A 17,876-nucleotide genomic window follows, 5' to 3' on the forward strand; every position below is an offset into this window, starting at 1 on the left:
TCTGTCAAGTCATAAAATAACGGTAGCCTAACTAGGGTGTCCGTAAACTTGTCAGAATTCGGCAAATCATTCCCGTTGTATCGAGATTGATAATATTCACTTTTGTGCAATGATAAATAGTGAAAAACCGCATTTATATCATTATCTTTCAACATCTTTATCAACGCGGTTCGTTGTTCCAAACTTTCACACACTAAATAAAACATGTGTGCATTATTAGTTGAATTTTCAGTAATTGTTGGTAGCTCAATGCCTGTATTAATTAACACTTCATTTAAATTATCATAATAACGCTGCCAAATTGCTTTACGTCTCGATTGTATATCGTCGATATTTTCTAGCTGAGCATAAAGATATGCTGCAATAATATCAGATGGCAAAAATGATGACCCGATGTCTACCCAACCATATTTGGCAACTTCGCCTCGGAAGAAGGACGATCGATTGGTTCCTTTTTCACGAATAATTTCAGCGCGATGAATATATTTCTCATCATTTATAGCAAGCAAACCTCCCTCACCAGCGATGATGTTTTTGGTTGCATGAAACGAAAAGGTTCCGAAGGTTCCAATACTGCCTAGAGGCCTACCCTTGTAATAACTGTCGATTGCTTGTGCAGCGTCTTCAATGACTGGAACACTATATTGCTCGCTTAACTGCATGATTTTATCCATATCACAAGCAATACCTGCATAGTGTACAACCACAATTGCTTTTGTTTTGGGCGTTATTAATTCAGCTATATGATTAGGATCGATATTAGGATGATCCGAACAGCTATCTGCAAACACAATCTTTGCCCCACGTAGTGCAAAAGCATTTACAGTAGATACAAAAGTGTATGAAGGTGCAATTACTTCATCTCCGGGCTGGATATTTAGAAGAATAGCGGTCATCTCTAATGCATCAGTGCAAGATGTTGTCAGCAAACATTTCTTAAATCCATATTTTTCTTCTAGGAACTCGTGACACTTTTTCGTGAAGGGCCCATCACCAGATGTATTACCATTTGATATCGACTGACTGATATACTTTGATTCAGAACCAACCTGATATGGCTTGTTAAATGGAATCATTACCCTTCCTCTCTTAAGTATTGCTCTTCCAATTTCAGTAGTTCTTTTCTTCTATTTTTTATTTTACGCGCAGGACTTCCAACATAAATTGACCAGGCCTCTGTCGACTCTAATACTAAAGAGTTTGCTCCCACAGACGTTCCTTGGTCCAATGTCACATTTGGAAATATAGTACTATTTGCTCCGATAATAGTATGCTTTTTGAGATATACCTTTCCTTCAATTTCATTTTTAAACGCGCTAGGTACAGTTGAATTCGTCATAGTTACACCCGAATAGTCGTCTGACTGGGTGAAAACTTTTACACCATAAGCTAACGTTGAAAAGTCTTCGATGACTATACCAGGGCGACCACCAGCTATTAGACACTGAGGGGTGATGTGAACATTTCTCCCTATTTTGATGTTCCCTGAAACAACACAGAAGTCGTCAATTCTTGAGTTGTCACCTATTTCAATCAACTCAGGATCATAAACGCTTGCTTTATCACTAATTTTTACATTTTTACCAAGTGCTTTAAAGCCGATATTTAATAGAGCGTCGTTGGTTAAATATGCCATCATACTTCCTTATTTATTGCACAATGACATTAAGTATTCACCATAACCATTTTTAGCGAGTAATTGAGCTCGATGTTTTACTTGGTCTTTTGACAACCATTGTTGGCTATATGCAACTTCTTCTAAGCACGCAATTTTATAGCCTTGCCGTTTCTCAATGGTTTCCACAAATTGGGCGGCTTCGAGGAGGCTCTCATGGGTGCCAGTGTCAAGCCATGCATATCCACGCCCTAGGAGCTCAACATTGAGTTTTTTGCGCTTAAGGTACATATCATTTAAGCAAGTTATTTCAAGTTCACCGCGCTCTGAAGGTCGCACTTCTTTCGCTAAACCAACCACATCATTGTCGTAAAAGTAAAGACCTGTCACAGCAAAGTTGCTTTTGGGCTTTTGTGGCTTTTCTTCTATTGATATAGCTCGTTTTTCTTTATCAAACTCGACTACACCGAAGCGCTCTGGATCATTGACCTGATATCCAAATACAGTCGCACCTTTACCTGTCTGTGCATTCTCTACTGCCTGTAATAGCTTACTTCGGAAATCTTGCCCCCAGAAAATATTGTCACCCAATACCAAACAGACTGACGAGTCGCCAATAAATTCTTCACCGATGATAAAGGCTTGCGCTAGGCCGTCAGGTGATTCCTGCACTGCGTATTCAAGCTGAATACCAAATTGACTACCATCACCAAGCAAGCGCTGAAAGCTATCTTGATCTTCAGGGGTGGTGATAATCAAAATCTCACGAATACCCGCTAGCATTAACACGGACAGCGGATAGTAGATCATTGGTTTATCGTAAACGGGTAGCAGTTGTTTAGAGACACCCATCGTAATCGGGAATAAGCGTGTACCTGACCCGCCCGCTAGAATAATACCTTTCATTATTTACTCTCCGATAAAGCAACACCTAAGCGTTCACCTTGGTAACTACCATTCTGAACATTTTGACACCAAGTTTGATTGTCTAAATACCATTGAACCGTTTTTTTCAAGCCGGTTTCAAAGGTCTCGACCGGTGTCCAGCCAAGCGCTTGTTGCATTTTACTTGAGTCAATCGCATAACGACGATCATGCCCAGGACGATCCTGCACATACGTGATTTGCTCGGCATAGGAAGTCGCTTTCGGGACTAATGTGTCTAAAATTGCACAAATCGCTTCGACTACCTCAACGTTTTTCTTTTCATTGTGGCCACCTATGTTGTAGGTTTCACCAACTTCGCCTTCCGTGACGACTTTATATAGCGCTCGAGCATGGTCATCGACATATAGCCAATCACGAATTTGGTCGCCTTTACCGTAGATAGGTAATGCTTTACCTGCTAAAGCATTCAGAATAACAAGTGGGATCAGCTTTTCAGGGAAATGATACGGGCCGTAGTTATTGGAACAATTGGTGACTATGGTTGGTAAACCATAAGTGCGCATCCAAGCACGGACCAAGTGATCACTTGAGGCTTTAGAAGCTGAATAAGGACTTGAAGGTGCATAGGGGGTCGTTTCCAAGAACATCGGCAGCGGTTCATTGGCTGATTCTTCCCCCTGTTTAACATCATCCGGATGTGGGAGATCACCATATACTTCATCGGTTGAGATATGATGGAAACGAAATGCTTGTTTAGCACGGTCATCTAACTGTCTCCAATACTCACGGGTCGCTTCTAGTAGGGTATAGGTACCCACAATATTGGTTTCGACAAAGGCCGCGGGACCGTCGATTGAGCGGTCAACGTGCGATTCAGCCGCTAGATGCATCACCGCATCAGGTTGATGCTCTGCAAAGACGCGATCTAATTCGGCACGGTTACAAATATCCACTAGCTCAAACGCGTAGCGATTGCTTTCTGAAACTGGCGCTAATGATTCCAGGTTGCCAGCATACGTCAGTTTATCGAGGTTAATCACACTATCGTTAGTGTGCTGAATAATATGGCGAATAACGGCAGAGCCAATAAAGCCTGCACCGCCTGTGACGAGTATTTTCATTTTTAACCTTTGGTCTTTTAATCCGTCCCAAACAAATCACGCGTATAGACTTTGTCGGCACTATCGCGGATTTCATCAACCATGCGGTTGGCTACAATCACATCAGCACGTTGTTTAAACGCTTCAAGGTCGTGAGTGACTTCTGAGTTAAAGAAAGTGTCTTCTTTTAAGACTGGCTCGTACACAATCACCTCAATGCCTTTTGCTTTTAAGCGCTTCATAATCCCTTGTATGGATGAGGCACGGAAGTTGTCTGAGCCCGCTTTCATGATCAACCGGTATATGCCCACCGTTTTTGGCTCACGGCGCAAAATGGCGTTGGCGACAAAATCTTTGCGGGTAGTGTTGGCGTCAACAATGGCTTTAATCAAGTTGTTTGGCACATCGTTGTAGTTGGCAAGCAGTTGGCGGGTATCTTTTGGCAGGCAGTAACCACCATAACCAAACGATGGGTTGTTGTAGTGGTTGCCAATGCGTGGGTCTAGCCCTACCCCTTCGATGATTTGGCGAGTATTCAAACCGTGGGTTTCGGCGTAACTATCAAGCTCGTTAAAGTAGGCAACCCGCATAGCAAGGTAGGTATTAGAGAACAGCTTAACGGCTTCCGCTTCGGTCGAGTCGGTAAAGAGTACCGGCACGTCCTTTTTCAGCGCGCCTTCGAGCAAGAGGCTGGCAAAAGTCTTTGCGCGCTCACTTTGCTCACCCACAATAATGCGCGAAGGATGCAGGTTATCGTATAGGGCTTTGCCCTCACGCAAGAACTCAGGCGAGAAAAGGATATTATCGCTTCCCATCTCTTCTTTGATCTGTTTGGTATAACCCACCGGCACAGTCGATTTAATCACCATAGTCGCTTGCGGGTTAATGGCCATTACATCACGAATCACCGCCTCGACAGAGCGGGTGTTAAAGTAGTTGGTTTCTGGGTCGTAGTCAGTTGGCGTGGCGATGATAACAAAATCAGCGTCTTGGTAGGCTTGGTGTTTATCTAAGGTGGCAGTGAAGCGCAGTGATTTGTTGGCCAGAAAGTCTTCGATTTCCGCATCAACAATAGGGGATTGCTTTTGGTTGAGCTGCGTTATTTTTTCTTCATTAATATCGAGCGCGACCACATCAAAATGTTGGGCGAGCAGCATCGCGTTAGAAAGCCCCACATAGCCGGTGCCTGCAACTGCAATTTTCATTGATTTTTCCTTGGGTTACCTAGCTGTAAAAGAGAGTTATTGGATTTAACCGTGATAAATAGACACGCTACCGCCCGGAGGTATCGCTCCCCATTGCGCGGTGATCACAGATTTTGTATGTTTTTTGAGTCGTTTTGTATGTGATCTCACAATGCTGGCAAAATGATGCCTAGCACGGTGGAAAAAATGCCTGCGGTATTCTACACATTTTTGCTTCGGTTGAAAGAATATGGCGGTTGTTTTATGTACTGATTTTGCTTTATGTTCATATATTAAACAAAGGCTTACTTACCGCTGACAATTCTAGCTATTCGTTGACACTATCTAGTTTCATGCTCATCTCATCATTTCGACTGAATGGCTTTTCATACTCCTGTCTATATATCGTGATATACATCACTTTTTTCTAATCTTTGTTTCATTTTTTTCTATTAAAATTTTTTATCTTTTTTAGTGAGTTACTGCTCCTTTCCCCTGCCTGTCTTATTTTTGAAGCGTTATTAAGTTATTTATCTATTATTAATGTATGTAAGCCGTTTGATGCGCATCGGGGCTTGACCTTTAAGCAGTGGTTAAGAGTAAGGAGGGCCTATGTCCCTTGTCCGCCCCGTGTTGTGGAAAAAATTAGGTATGGCATTCGGTATATTAAGTCTATCCATATGGATGGCGGGTTGTACGGTATCGAATGGCGATCACCGCATAGTTACCATCCACCCTCCGATTGACATGGTCAAACCTTCTTCCCTGCTAGAGCGTGGTAAATTCGGTACCAGCGTGCCGATTACACCAACATTGAGTCTCACTGCGGCGCATGTTGCCGACTTTTCTCGCGATAAAGTGATCGCGGTGCATCCGCGTTGCGATGTCGCATTAATCGAGGCCGATAATCGAGACTTGGCGCTGCCGCCACTCGGGTTAGTTTATCAAGGTGATGTAATAGAGGTGTATGGTAAATCAAGTGCGGGGAATGTGCTGAACGCGAGCGGCCACTATTATATGGATTTAATGATCTCGGGCTTTAAAGAAGTGGAAAATTGCCCTTCGAGCATTACCGATGCGCCAGTACGCGGCGGCATGAGTGGTGGCGGTGCCTTTAACAGCAATGGCGAGTTGGTGGGAATTTTAGTTGGGTTTGCACATCCAGAGAAAACCACGCTCGATAACGGTGAGCGGTTAGATTTGGCGAGAATGACGATTTTTGTTTCGATTAACTATATTCATGCATGGCTTGAAACCAAAGCCGCACGCTATGGCGGGCTGAGCCCCTTGGCTTTACCCGTTGAACAAGATATCGCCCACAATGAGCATGTGACAGAGATGACATTGCTGGATTCTCAGCCTTAGTGACAGTACTAACACAATAAGCGGAGAGATATTACTGAGGTAAATCTTTCTGCTTGGCTAGTCTATTCGTTTTTCGCCTGCTAAACTCTTGCGCCTGAACAAGAAACTAGGCAAGCATTATGAACGTTCTCGTCACAGGTGGCACTGGCTATATTGGCAGCCATACGTGCATTCAATTACTCGCCGCCGGCCATACACCGATTGTGGTAGATAATTTATCGAACAGTAAGCCCTTGGTGCTCGATCGCATTGAGCGTGTAGCCGGTAAGCGCCCACTCTTTCTTGAAGGTGATATTCGCGATCGTGCCTTTTTAGATTCAGTGTTCGCCGCGCACCAAATTGATAGCGTGATCCATTTCGCTGGCTTAAAAGCAGTGGGAGAATCCGTCGCACTGCCGCTGAAGTATTATGATAATAATGTGTCAGGCACGCTGAACTTGGTCGCAGCAATGCAGCAGGCTAACGTGAAGTCACTGATCTTCAGCTCATCCGCTACCGTTTATGGCGATCCCGCGTCTGTGCCCATCCGTGAAGACTTTCCTACCTCCGCCACCAACCCTTATGGCCGCAGTAAGCTTATGGTAGAAGAATGTTTACGGGATTTCCAAGCCGCTAACCCTGAGTGGAGTGTGACCTTGCTGCGCTACTTTAATCCCGTCGGCGCACATGAATCTGGCTTATTGGGCGAAGATCCGCAAGGCACTCCAAACAATCTGTTGCCGTTCGTTGCACAAGTCGCCGTCGGCCGGCGCGAGAAATTGGGCGTGTTTGGTAACGATTACGATACACCTGATGGCACCGGTGTACGTGATTATATTCATGTGGTGGACTTAGCCGACGGGCATTTAGCGGCATTGGATAGGATGACGCATCAGGCGGGCACGCATATTTTTAATCTGGGTACTGGCCAAGGTAACAGCGTGTTGGAAATGGTACATGCATTTGAAGCCGCTGCAGATCGTCCCATTCCTTACGAGATCATGCCTCGTCGTGCCGGCGACATTGCCGAATGTTGGGCGGACCCTGCCTATGCAGAATCTGTTCTAGGTTGGCGCGCACAACGGTCTTTGCAAACCATGGTAGCGGATACCTGGCGTTGGCAATCAATGAACCCAAATGGGTATGAATAATTCACTGTCGTAGATAAGCCTCGATATACGCGGAGAGCGCTTTTCGAGGAAAAACGCCTCAGTCACTATGTGCTGAGGCGTTTATTTTTTTGTCCCCAAATGGATAACATTCTCGCGACTTACCGGTTGGCTCGCTTGCCATACAAGATCGCCAAGCTCGTGCTTGCGGGTAAACTGTGTAGGCGCGTCTTGTAAGATACGTTGAATGGTTGGGTAGTCAAATGCTTGGCAGGCAGTGTCTAACTCAGTAAGAATGTGCTCGAACAAATTCAAAGATAGATACGTCTCGTGGGCGGCCATGATACGTTCGTGCCCAGTACCCGATACGTTATCGCCAATGAGTAATTCTTCATACAGCTTTTCACCAGGACGCAGCCCTGTGTATTGAATTTCAATATCACCGTTAGGGTTATCTTCAGACTTCACTTCTAGCCCGGACAAGCGGATCAGCTTCTCGGCCAGATCAACGATCTTAACCGGCTCGCCCATATCGAGCACAAACACGTCTCCACCCTTTGCCATTGCCCCCGCTTGGATCACGAGCTGTGCTGCCTCTGGAATGGTCATAAAGTAACGAATGATATCAGGGTGAGTCACCGTTACGGCGCTTCCTTCCGCTATTTGACGCTTGAATAAAGGGATCACCGAACCGGACGATCCGAGCACGTTCCCAAACCGCACCATACAAAACCGCGTTTGATGGGATTTACCTGTTTCGTCAGCCAGCGCCTGCAGCGCGAGTTCTGCCATACGCTTGCTCGCCCCCATAATGTTGGTCGGGCGCACAGCCTTGTCGGTGGAGATCAGAACAAAGGATTCTACATTCGCGGCTATCGCCGCTTTTGCACAGTGGTAGGTTCCGAACACATTGTTACGAACCCCTTCGATCACATTGTATTCAACCAAGGGAACGTGTTTATACGCCGCCGCGTGATAGACCGTTTGAACGTCAAATGCTTTCATGATGGTAGTTAATCGGTTTGGCCTTTGTACCGAGCCCAACAGAGGAACTATTTGCGTCGCAACGTTTAACTGTTTAGTCAGTTGATTTAACTCTTTGTCAATTTGATACAAGCAGTATTCTGACAGTTCGAGAAGCACTAACGTTTTGGGTGATTGCGCGAGTATTTGGCGACACAGCTCACTACCAATTGAGCCTCCCGCGCCGGTGACCATGACCACCTTTTCAAACAAGTTGGCTTGCATGAGTTCGGGAGATGGCGCAACTGGATCTCTACCGAGTAAGTCATCGATGGCAACATCTTTTAATTGATCGACCGTCGCATTTCCCTCCACGATATCATCAAAATCAGGCACAGTGAGTACTTCTACTGGTAGATGTAACAAACTGTCAATCACGCGCTTTCGCTCAGTGCGATTTGAACGTGGCATCGCCAATAAGATCTTATCTATATCATGCTTACTAACTAAATCTTGGACTGTTTCAGGCGGATAAACAGTAAGTCCTTGAATGACTGTATAAGCCAGTGTTTTATTTCCATCAATGAACGCTTTAACTTGGTAGTGACTAGCACTGCGCAGTGCGATCGCAAGTTGTCTACCAGTATTACCAGCGCCATATATTAATACTCGCGCAGAGTGCCGGTTCTGATGGGTATATTCAATGAGGAGCCGGACAGCCATTCTCGCGCCCCCAGCCAATAATACAAGAAAGGTAAAATAGATAAATGGGACAGTACGCGGAATGTTAGCGTTCAAATAAAACGATAGAACTGCAACAGTTACTGCCGAAATAAATGCCCCAATGGCCACAACAACAAGTGCATGAAATGTAAGGTATCTTAAAACTGCACGATATAGCCCTAACCGAGTAAAACTTATAAGGGTAACGAATATCGTTCCTGTAAGCACACTAATGGTTTGATCTGACAGAGGAATATATACTTCGCCAAGTCTTACAGAGAAAGCCAAATAGAAACAGGATACAATAATACATGTATCCAATAACAAGCTGATAAGTCTTTTATAAAAACGAGGCATTGACCATATTTTCATTAGTATGCGCATGCAAGCACTCTCAGAAAAGGGTTTAAATAGATAGCTTTTTATTATGAAAAGTGGAGACTAGTAATTACTTTGAGGCATTCATTAATATTTGCCTGAGTACTTCGGCTGTTTTTTCGATTTCTTGCTTCGTTAAAGTAGGATGAACAAGAAACATCATGCTTGTTTCCCCGAGATATTGAGCATTAGGAAGTGGTATGGTGGGTCGGAAACCTGTACCGTCAAAAGCTTTTTCGTTATATACCTCTGAGCAGCTGCCTTGTAGCGCAGGAACCCCCAATTGATTAATCTCCTCTAAAATCTTGTCTCTTGTCCACTCTGGTTTTAAGTAATGAGGATTGATAAATAGGTAATGTTTGTATGCAGCGTGTTCGATGTAATCTGGCAATTTAATGTGCCTTATAACGGGTAGATCACTGACAGCTTCATTGAGTATTCTGGCATTTCTTTGACGCAGCTCCGTCCACTCGGCCATTCTTTTAAGTTGAATACGGCCAATTACTGCCTGCATCTCTGTCATTCGCCAATTAGTACCAAAGCTATTGTGCAGCCATCGAAATCCGGGAGGGTGGGCTTGCTCGTACACGGCAGCCCAACTCTTGCCATGATCTTTATACGACCACATGCGCGACCATAAATCTCTATCATTCGTGGTAACCATGCCGCCTTCACCACCCGTAGTCATGATTTTGTCTTGGCAAAATGACCATGCACCGATGTGCCCTATGGAACCAACACTCCGCCCCTTATACTTAGCACCATGTGCTTGGGCGCAGTCCTCTATTACTGTTAAGTTATGTTGCTCCGCCAAAGCCATAATCGCATCCATTTCCGCCGGCATTCCAGCTAAGTGAACAACGATGATTGCCTTCGTTTTCTCTGTGATGAGCGGCTTAATCGTTTCTGCGCTGATGTTTTGGCTATCACAATCAACGTCAGCAAAAACCGGTATAGCGCCAGCGGTGACGATCGATGAGGCTGTCGCTAAAAAGGTTCTCGGTGTTGTAATAACTTCATCGCCGGCACCAACATCTAACGCCTTTAATGCCACATCGAGAGCCAACGTCCCGTTCGCCAATGCCACTGCATAATTACAGTCAGCCCACTGTGCAAATTCTTCCTCGAATTGTCGGCACTCTGTTCCCGTCCAATAATTGACGCGATTCGAAAGTAATACACGGCTTACAGCATCTGCTTCTTCTTGCGTGAAGCTCGGCCAGGGAGAAAATGGACTATTCAACACGATCAAACTTCCTTTTTTATCAAGGGCTTTGCCGGAATTCCGACTTGGGTTTGGTCACTTTCGACGTCTCGTAATACAGTGGCGCCTGCCCCGATTACTGCATTAGCGCCGATTTTTACTAGAGGCTTTATCGTCGCGCCCGCCCCTATCCACGCCTCAGAGGCGACTTGAACACCGCCAGCCAAATGCGCACCCGGGCTAACGTGCACTCCTTGTGCGATATCACAATCGTGGTCAATCGTTGCTGAGGTATTCACAATGCACGCCTGACCAATATGACTAAACGGATTAACCACAGCTCCTGCCATCACGACCGTTCCGGGCTCTAAGACTGCATAATGGCTAACGATTGCTTTCGGATGAACAAGTGGTGTGCTTACCGCTCCATGTGCAATTAACGCTTGATGCTTTTCGAGCCGAGTACTGTTATTCCCAATCGCAACAATAATGGTTTGATATTCTGTGGCATGCGCGAGCAACATTTCGCTATTCCCGTGGATATTCCAGTGCTCAACGTTGCTAATTGTAGGCCAGCGATCATCAAAAAAATGAATGTCACTAAACCCATTCAACTCTGCGACCTCTGCAACCACCTTCCCATGACCACTGGCACCCAAGACAGCACATTTACTTCCTGTTTTCGTCATTATTGGTTCCTTCAAATGGTGCAGCCGTAACATGGTCCTGTGCTGATATACCGTCTTTAGCAATGACTTTCTTTATGGTTAAAAAGAGTATTTTTATATCTAACCAAAGTGAGTGGTTATCAACGTACCATACATCTAGCTCGAATTTTTCTTCCCAACTAATCGCATTACGGCCATTTACTTGTGCCCAACCAGTAATACCCGGACGTACGTTATGACGGCGCGCTTGTTCTTTACTGTACAAGGGTAAATACTGCATCAGTAGTGGTCGAGGCCCGACAAGGCTCATATCGCCTTTGAACACATTCCATAACTCCGGTAACTCATCGAGGCTCATATTACGTAGCTTTTGACCAAATGGCGTCATGCGCTCAGAATCAGGAAGCGTATTCCCATTTTTATCGGTAGCATCTTTCATGGTTCGAAACTTTATCATTTCGAAAGGCTCTCCGTTTAACCCAGGGCGGGTTTGCCGGAAAAGTATAGGTGAGCCAAGATGCTTAATTAGCTTATATGCTATAATGATAAAAATAGGAGAAAGAAAAACGATGGAAAAAAAAGCCACAATAAGATCAAATAGTCTTTTCATCATTTACCTATCAAGGTTTCATCTCTGATTAAGTTTTTCTTACTACCCACTGAACCCATTTATCAGCTAGCATANAGCTAGCATATGGCGGTTAAATTGACTTTCAGCTAGTTGGCGTGCTGCATCTCCCATTGCAGCAAGAGCTTTCCTATCGTCGGCTGCTTGCTCTAAGACACGCGCAAACGCTTTTGGACTTTCTGGAGCAACAGTAAAACCACACTGATGATCTTTAATCATTTCTGCCAACCATCCTGGATAATTGTTAATCACCGGGAGGCCCGCTGATATATAGTCGAAAAACTTATTTGGCGATGTTCCGTAATAAAAAGCAGGAATATTAGCTAATACTTGCATGCCAACATCAGCACTGGACATTAAACCTGCCAATTTTTCCTTGTTAACGGGAGGATGAAACACAACGTTATCCAGCTGCATTTCTTGAGCTCTAGCCTCTAATTTCGGTTTTAGCCCTCCTTGCCCAACTAAGACTAATTTTATATCCTCTCGGCCACGACTTTTTAATTCCATCGCAACATCGAGTACAGCATCAAGACCATTCGCTATACCATGGGTACCGGTGAAAATCGCCATTAAATCGTCTTGTGCGACCCCTTCTGGTCGCCATGGCTCGCTTGGTTGACTAAAAAGAGAGAGATCACAACCATTTGGCACCATCTCTATTTTTTCTTTAGGTACGCCTCGCCTCTTAATTCCTTCGACAATACCGGGAGAAAGACCAATACAGCGATGTGCACTGTGATAAGACACCCACTCTAATAGAGACATTAAACTTAAAATAACAGGATTTTTAACGACCCCCATTTCCTTTGGTAGCTCAGGCCATAGATCTCTTACTTCAAATATAAAAGGCTTTCCTCTTAACCAACGTGAAAAAACACCAGGGATACCAGCAGTTAGTGGAGTACTAGTCGCAAACAGTACATCATATTTTTCTGTAAGGGATAAAAGAACACTTTTAGTTGCAAACTTAAAAAACGTAATACTCCTTTTAATAAATCCATCCGAATTAGAGTATTCTAAGTCAAACTCTATGATGCGGATGCCATCAACAACTCCCTCTCGCCTCCCATTAATAAATACTGAATTTAATCCTGTTTCCCCCCCACCATATGTACCACACACCATGGTAACATTATGCCCATGATGTATAAGACGCTTCGCCATTTCATATGAACGGATTCCAGTGGAGCCTTTAGGTGTCGAGAAGTGCTGGTGAAAATAAAGAACATCCATTATCTGTATTTATACTCTGTAGTTATCTTTCCATCTGAAACCACTTCGATTTCTAAAACGGGAATGGAAGTTTCTTGGTAGTAATAGCGAGATTCTTTACCTTCAACTAACTCAAGTCGCTTAACGTCCACATTACTGTCAATTGTTATAGCATGAGTATGATTGGTAATTCGATTTCCTTCTATCACCCATTCCCCAGGACTCAAGCGCCACCGTAGTATTGCTTTTTTCTGTACGCCTTGAATATCATCAACAACTCGCAACGCTTTTTCTGAAAGAGAAACCTCTCTATGATGACGACACTTGAAATAGTCACGATAACTTGCACCACAACGCCGTCGAGACTGATCACAATAAACACCCTCGGCCTTGAGCCAAGATCCCAAGAGAAATCTGCTCAATCGCGGCATTTGTTCATGATCATCAAACTGAATGGTGTTGTGACTTTGCGTTCCACCGTAGTAATCAAGATATGCTTGACCAGCATTGTAGCTAAACGTTCCCCCGTCTCTTAAAAGGTTTACTCCATTAAGCCAAAAGTCCACATGCAGGGCATCATTTTGAGCCGGTCTAAAACGGAAGATAGGATAATTAAATAATACGAATGCGCCGGTTGTACTTCTTAACCCAACATATCCCCCTTGGGAAAAATGGAACGATCTTGGCTTTCCAAGTATTTGCTGTGGTTTGCTTAGCCCTAGAAGCTTAAGCGGTTCATCATAGCTCCCTGCTTCACGCCAAGCCGATGATTTCAAAAATACAACTGACGCAAGCTGCACAGCTGGACGAAAGTCTCGATAATCAGAGTCACATAGAGGTAACAACTTTGCGCCATCATTATGGCCCAAATTAGGTGCATCGCCGTTAACCTCTTGAGTTAATTGATATAACCACCGAGTTGCTAAACCCATCTTTCGGTACAAAAACGGACTAAACGACTCAAGATCTAACTTCCGTCTCCATAGCTCAGAGATGGAGTACGTATCGAGCATGACCCTGTGGTAGTTAACTGAGTACTGACTAAATGTTCCATCACCGGCTATCAAATGGTTTGCACGATTCTCTAACCACTTACGGCCCATCTTCTCCCAACGCATTGCGTCTTCATCACCGTTAGCTACTAACCATGTGCCTCCGATAAACAAAGCCGCAGCTTCTGACGTCCCGTGGTTATTATCTTGAGCTATCGCGTAAGATATCGTGGGCGCAATGCGTTCGAGATGAGCCTTAACAAAGTTTAACAGCGCAGGTTCAGGACTCTTTATTTGATTCAGTAACTTAGCAGCCACAGCGGCGTGCATTACGCGAATTGAAGCTTCTTGGCCGCATTTCCAATTTGGGCCTAAGTATGGTGGATTATGATCAAGCCAACTGTTAATGGTTTCGTTTAGTTCATCAAGTGCTTGACGTCTCCCTAGATGATAATCTCTAGCTAATCCTATTAACCAACCAAATCTAGATGCTTCCCATATCCCTTTAATATCACCAACGTTAGAATCAAAGTCAGCCAAGCAGTACCAAGGCTTGTTCATGCGCGGATAACTTTTCCCTGTTAACACATTCAGATCCCATTTAAGATCAGTTATCGATATTTCTGGCATCCATCCAAATGGAGAAAACATATATTCTTGTTGTTGATTATCACCTTGATTAGCTATAGGTGCCGCTCGAAAAAAATCTCCCGATATAGGTGCATATTGGATCTTCTTTAATGAGTTTAGCCCACTTGAAACACTCGCTTTATAAAATGCAACCCTCGCTAAATTTAAAAGGCCCAAATCCTTTGCGATTTTAATTATTAGTTTAAACTTCATTGTTGTTTACGTAATTGCTCGGCTATTTCAATTGTAACTCGAGCTACTTCGAACAATTCATGCGCCGGAATTGGAGACTCTTTACCTAGTTCAATAGCTTTCAGGAAAGCCATTACACATTCTTTTTGTCCTTTGTCTTGCCTCCATAAGCTCATCTTATGAAAGCCTGGCCAGCCAAAGCCCTTTAATCTTCTAAAATTATCTAACTGGAGGACTCTCCCTGCAGCGAAAACCTCGATGCGCTCCTTCGGGAAATTAGCGGCTCCATTTGCCAAGTAGTGAATTGTCCCGAACGAACCATCGGAAAAACCAAGAATAATCGCTGCTTTATCTTCAGTGATATCGACACCATTAACATCACCCATCCGACGGCATTGTACAGACACTATCTCTGAGTCAGTAAGGTATCTCATGAGATCAATAAAGTGACACGCTTCTCCAATAATACGGCCACCACCAACGTGCTTGTCTTGTGTCCAGTGATCCGCGGGGATAGCCCCTGCATTCATGGTCATGATGAAACTTTTCGGCTCTTTAATCGCAGAAAGCAACTCCTTCGCTTTTGTGATTAAAGGAGAAAACCGGCGGTTAAAACCAACCATCAATTTGGGTGTTGGGGAGGAAGGCCTGTTTGAATAGTATGTAGCTTCAACTAAAGCAAGTTCTTCTAGTGTTAACGCTAGAGGTTTTTCGACGAATACGTTCTTACCTGCGCGTAGGGCTTGAGATAGAAAGTGAGCATGACTGTTATGGCGCGTAACAATTGCTATTGTATTAATTTCTGGATCCGAAATCATTGCGTTTGTATCAGTGCTAGCTTTCGCAAAGCCAGCTTTTTCACCATGAGTCACACCATTAATACCACCAGAAGTAGCAATAGTATGTAGCTGGGCCCCACCTGCTTTAAAAGCAGGTATCAACATGCGAGAAGCGTAGTTCCCTGCACCAACGAACCCAACAACAGGTTTAGACGCTTCGAAAGTCACTTCACTGTTGAGCGTGACTGCCTTCTCGTGGCGAGAAAAGGGTTCACTGTGGTATTGAAGCAAAATACCTAGCGCGGCATTATCAGAAGTCAGTACCTCATATGCTTGTGCTGCATTTTCAAACTCAAATCGATGTGTAATAAGCGGTTTTACGTCTATTTGGCCAGACGCCATCATATCCAAGATGGCTTCAAAGTTTCGTTGTTCCGTCCAACGTACAAAGGCATAGGGATAGTCATTACCCTGATCTTCATAGTTAGCATCGTAACGGCCAGGACCGTACGAGCACGACACTTGAAACGTTAATTCTTTTTCATAAAAGTCCGCGCGATTAAGCTCTAGTCCGGTGACGCCAACAAGGACGATACGGCCTCTCTTCCGGCTCATACGTGCCGCTTGTGTCACAGGGTCATTGGATTTAGTCGAAGCAGTAATGATTACACCATCAACACCGTTACCACGGCTAAACGCTATACCTGCGGCAACAGGATCTTCACCTTTACTAAGGTTACAGACCTCCGCTCCAAACTGTTTCGCCAGCGCTAATTTCGATTCATCAAAGTCTATTGCTAAAACCCGACAGCCCTGAGCTCGAAGAAGCTGTACAGTTAGTAAACCAATAAGTCCGACACCAGTTACAACAAAAGCCTCGCCAAGACTTGGCTCTGCCAATCGAATACCTTGCAAGCCAATACTTGCAACAACAGTAAATGAAGCTTCTTCATCTGAAACATTATCTGGAATCAGTGCACATAGATTTTTAGAGACTCTGACAACATCAGCATGAGGTCCGTTAGAAACAACTCGATCGCCCGCTTTAAAACCCTCGACATTTTTTCCAACCGAGTTAACTGTACCCACATTGCAGTAGCCAAGAGGTAAAGGTTGAGCAAGCTTTGATTGCACTGCATCAATTGTGGTCATCAGACCGTCAGTTTGGACCTTTTCTAAAACCATCTTTACTTTATCAGGCTGCTGACGTGCTTTATCCAAAAGGTTAGCCTTGCCAAAATCAACAAGCATACGCTCTGTACCTGCAGATATTAAAGAAACTGTTGAATCGATCAGCACATTCCCATTCGTAGCTATTGGAGCTGGGGCTTCCACTAAAGTAGAGCCTCCGTTAGCCATATCTTGCAGTATTTGTTTCATTTTCGATAACTCTTATAAGTTTGTGAATAATAAAGCACCAATCCACACCAAAATAGAAAACTAGCCGGTAGATTATTTTGAAACAAAAACAATTCAAAGGATTGCTGGACAAGTAATGAAATTAAAAGCGCCCCCATTAAAGAAGTACATTTAAAGCATATATCTCGATTCTTATATCCCATATAAGCATCTAAGTTTCTAACCGCATTCTTAATAACCAAAAAGAAAGACAAAAGAAAGAAAGCCACACCAACCACTCCAAACTGAAAGAAAAAACTCATATATAGATTATGACTAGATGAACGCAAACCTATATCACTATTAGTTGCCCCCATACCCATACCAAAAAACACAGAATCACCGAGACCTTTATACATTTCTTGCCATATTACTTCTCGACCTGTAAAAAATCGTTTGTTTGTAACATCACTAACAAATGTATCAATTTGAATGCCGAGAGTTGACTCGCTCAAATATATATATATGTGAGGGAAAAACAACAGTAAAAAAGTTACAAGAAAAGCAAGCACGTTAAATATACTTCGATTCGATATCAGACTCTGCATCACAGTGTAAATAATCAGACAAATAGCTAACGCCAACCAAATAGAACGAGCAGTCGATACGAAAATCAAGAAAAATGCTAGAGGAATCAATAAAAGTGATATAGATTTCAAAATAAGGCCACATCGAGAGCCGACAAAATATATCAACAACAGTAAATTCAAACAGACAAAGAAACCCATCACATTTGGGTTCATGTTAGGCAACAGCCATACTTTAAAGTTCCCACCAACATCAACCCATTGTAAAAACAAGAAAACCAAATTAAATGAGATATATATAATTAAATTTTTTGCTTTTCCAGCCGCAAGGTATGCACT

Annotated in this window: 15 protein-coding genes; 2 read left to right on the forward strand and 13 right to left on the reverse strand. The window is 43.8% G+C overall.

Going from position 1 to position 17,876, the window contains the following annotated elements; translation table 11 throughout:
* The 5 genes from rffA to BZJ19_RS16565 all read right to left on the reverse strand — a co-directional run.
* On the reverse strand, positions 1 to 1,076 hold a 1,076-nt coding region (rffA, locus tag BZJ19_RS16545), incomplete at its 3' end, for a dTDP-4-amino-4,6-dideoxygalactose transaminase (protein ID WP_077676431.1).
* Positions 1,076 to 1,639, reverse strand: coding sequence for an acyltransferase (locus tag BZJ19_RS16550; RefSeq protein WP_235608284.1), 564 nt, complete (start codon positions 1,637 to 1,639; stop codon positions 1,076 to 1,078). The genes rffA and BZJ19_RS16550, both read right to left, overlap by 1 nt.
* Positions 1,640 to 1,645: 6 nt before the next feature.
* On the reverse strand, positions 1,646 to 2,521 hold the full coding sequence (gene rfbA / locus BZJ19_RS16555) for a glucose-1-phosphate thymidylyltransferase RfbA (RefSeq protein WP_077676433.1): 876 nt from the start codon (positions 2,519 to 2,521) through the stop codon (positions 1,646 to 1,648).
* On the reverse strand, positions 2,521 to 3,624 hold the full coding sequence (gene rfbB, locus BZJ19_RS16560) for a dTDP-glucose 4,6-dehydratase (RefSeq protein WP_077676434.1): 1,104 nt from the start codon (positions 3,622 to 3,624) through the stop codon (positions 2,521 to 2,523). Before rfbB ends, rfbA begins: the two co-directional genes overlap by 1 nt.
* Positions 3,625 to 3,641: 17 nt before the next feature.
* The gene (locus BZJ19_RS16565; protein ID WP_077676435.1) at positions 3,642 to 4,808 is read right to left on the reverse strand and encodes a nucleotide sugar dehydrogenase; all 1,167 of its coding nucleotides are present in this window, start codon (positions 4,806 to 4,808) and stop codon (positions 3,642 to 3,644) included.
* A 591-nt stretch (positions 4,809 to 5,399) separates the two neighbouring features.
* Between BZJ19_RS16565 and BZJ19_RS16570 the strand changes: the two genes are divergently transcribed.
* Entirely contained in the window at positions 5,400 to 6,152 is a 753-nt protein-coding gene (locus BZJ19_RS16570) for a S1 family peptidase (protein ID WP_077676436.1), read from the forward strand.
* Between the two features lie 119 nt (positions 6,153 to 6,271).
* Complete coding sequence (gene galE / locus BZJ19_RS16575; protein WP_077676437.1) at positions 6,272 to 7,282, forward strand: UDP-glucose 4-epimerase GalE; 1,011 nt, start codon at positions 6,272 to 6,274, stop codon at positions 7,280 to 7,282.
* Positions 7,283 to 7,363: 81 nt separating this feature from the next.
* Here the strand turns inward: galE and BZJ19_RS16580 are convergent, their stop codons facing one another.
* From BZJ19_RS16580 to BZJ19_RS16615, 8 genes are all read right to left on the reverse strand, one after another.
* On the reverse strand, positions 7,364 to 9,310 hold the full coding sequence (locus tag BZJ19_RS16580; protein WP_077676438.1) for a nucleoside-diphosphate sugar epimerase/dehydratase: 1,947 nt from the start codon (positions 9,308 to 9,310) through the stop codon (positions 7,364 to 7,366).
* 64 nt (positions 9,311 to 9,374) lie between these two features.
* Positions 9,375 to 10,550, reverse strand: coding sequence for a DegT/DnrJ/EryC1/StrS family aminotransferase (locus tag BZJ19_RS16585; protein WP_077676439.1), 1,176 nt, complete (start codon positions 10,548 to 10,550; stop codon positions 9,375 to 9,377).
* 2 nt (positions 10,551 to 10,552) lie between these two features.
* A complete protein-coding gene (locus BZJ19_RS16590; RefSeq protein WP_077676440.1) occupies positions 10,553 to 11,197 on the reverse strand; it encodes an acetyltransferase in 645 nt (214 codons plus the stop codon).
* Positions 11,178 to 11,786: a sugar transferase gene (locus tag BZJ19_RS16595; protein ID WP_077676443.1), complete on the reverse strand. Its 609-nt coding sequence runs from the start codon at positions 11,784 to 11,786 to the stop codon at positions 11,178 to 11,180. The genes BZJ19_RS16590 and BZJ19_RS16595 overlap by 20 nt, the downstream gene beginning before the upstream one ends.
* Before the next feature lie 66 nt (positions 11,787 to 11,852).
* Positions 11,853 to 13,040: a glycosyltransferase family 4 protein gene (locus BZJ19_RS16600; protein ID WP_102136155.1), complete on the reverse strand. Its 1,188-nt coding sequence runs from the start codon at positions 13,038 to 13,040 to the stop codon at positions 11,853 to 11,855.
* Complete coding sequence (locus tag BZJ19_RS16605; protein WP_077676441.1) at positions 13,040 to 14,854, reverse strand: heparinase II/III family protein; 1,815 nt, start codon at positions 14,852 to 14,854, stop codon at positions 13,040 to 13,042. The genes BZJ19_RS16600 and BZJ19_RS16605 overlap by 1 nt, the downstream gene beginning before the upstream one ends.
* On the reverse strand, positions 14,851 to 16,992 hold the full coding sequence (locus BZJ19_RS16610; protein ID WP_077676442.1) for a bi-domain-containing oxidoreductase: 2,142 nt from the start codon (positions 16,990 to 16,992) through the stop codon (positions 14,851 to 14,853). The genes BZJ19_RS16605 and BZJ19_RS16610 overlap by 4 nt, the downstream gene beginning before the upstream one ends.
* On the reverse strand, positions 16,989 to 17,876 hold an 888-nt coding region (locus tag BZJ19_RS16615), incomplete at its 5' end, for an O-antigen ligase family protein (protein WP_131826416.1). The genes BZJ19_RS16615 and BZJ19_RS16610, both read right to left, overlap by 4 nt.

Source organism: Salinivibrio proteolyticus (assembly GCF_001996165.1).
GTDB lineage: Bacteria > Pseudomonadota > Gammaproteobacteria > Enterobacterales > Vibrionaceae > Salinivibrio > Salinivibrio proteolyticus.

What these genes read in the sequence shown, in the direction of transcription:
- galE (WP_077676437.1), top strand. Translation starts at nt 6,272, where the DNA reads ATGAACGTTCTCGTCACAGGTGGCACTGGCTATATTGGCAGCCATACG.
- BZJ19_RS16595 (WP_077676443.1), bottom strand. Translation starts at nt 11,786, where the DNA reads ATGAAAAGACTATTTGATCTTATTGTGGCTTTTTTTTCCATCGTTTTT.
- BZJ19_RS16570 (WP_077676436.1), top strand. Translation starts at nt 5,400, where the DNA reads ATGTCCCTTGTCCGCCCCGTGTTGTGGAAAAAATTAGGTATGGCATTC.
- BZJ19_RS16580 (WP_077676438.1), bottom strand. Translation starts at nt 9,310, where the DNA reads ATGCGCATACTAATGAAAATATGGTCAATGCCTCGTTTTTATAAAAGA.
- BZJ19_RS16565 (WP_077676435.1), bottom strand. Translation starts at nt 4,808, where the DNA reads ATGAAAATTGCAGTTGCAGGCACCGGCTATGTGGGGCTTTCTAACGCG.
- BZJ19_RS16550 (WP_235608284.1), bottom strand. Translation starts at nt 1,639, where the DNA reads ATGATGGCATATTTAACCAACGACGCTCTATTAAATATCGGCTTTAAA.
- BZJ19_RS16610 (WP_077676442.1), bottom strand. Translation starts at nt 16,992, where the DNA reads ATGAAACAAATACTGCAAGATATGGCTAACGGAGGCTCTACTTTAGTG.
- BZJ19_RS16590 (WP_077676440.1), bottom strand. Translation starts at nt 11,197, where the DNA reads ATGACGAAAACAGGAAGTAAATGTGCTGTCTTGGGTGCCAGTGGTCAT.
- rfbB (WP_077676434.1), bottom strand. Translation starts at nt 3,624, where the DNA reads ATGAAAATACTCGTCACAGGCGGTGCAGGCTTTATTGGCTCTGCCGTT.
- rfbA (WP_077676433.1), bottom strand. Translation starts at nt 2,521, where the DNA reads ATGAAAGGTATTATTCTAGCGGGCGGGTCAGGTACACGCTTATTCCCG.
- BZJ19_RS16605 (WP_077676441.1), bottom strand. Translation starts at nt 14,854, where the DNA reads ATGAAGTTTAAACTAATAATTAAAATCGCAAAGGATTTGGGCCTTTTA.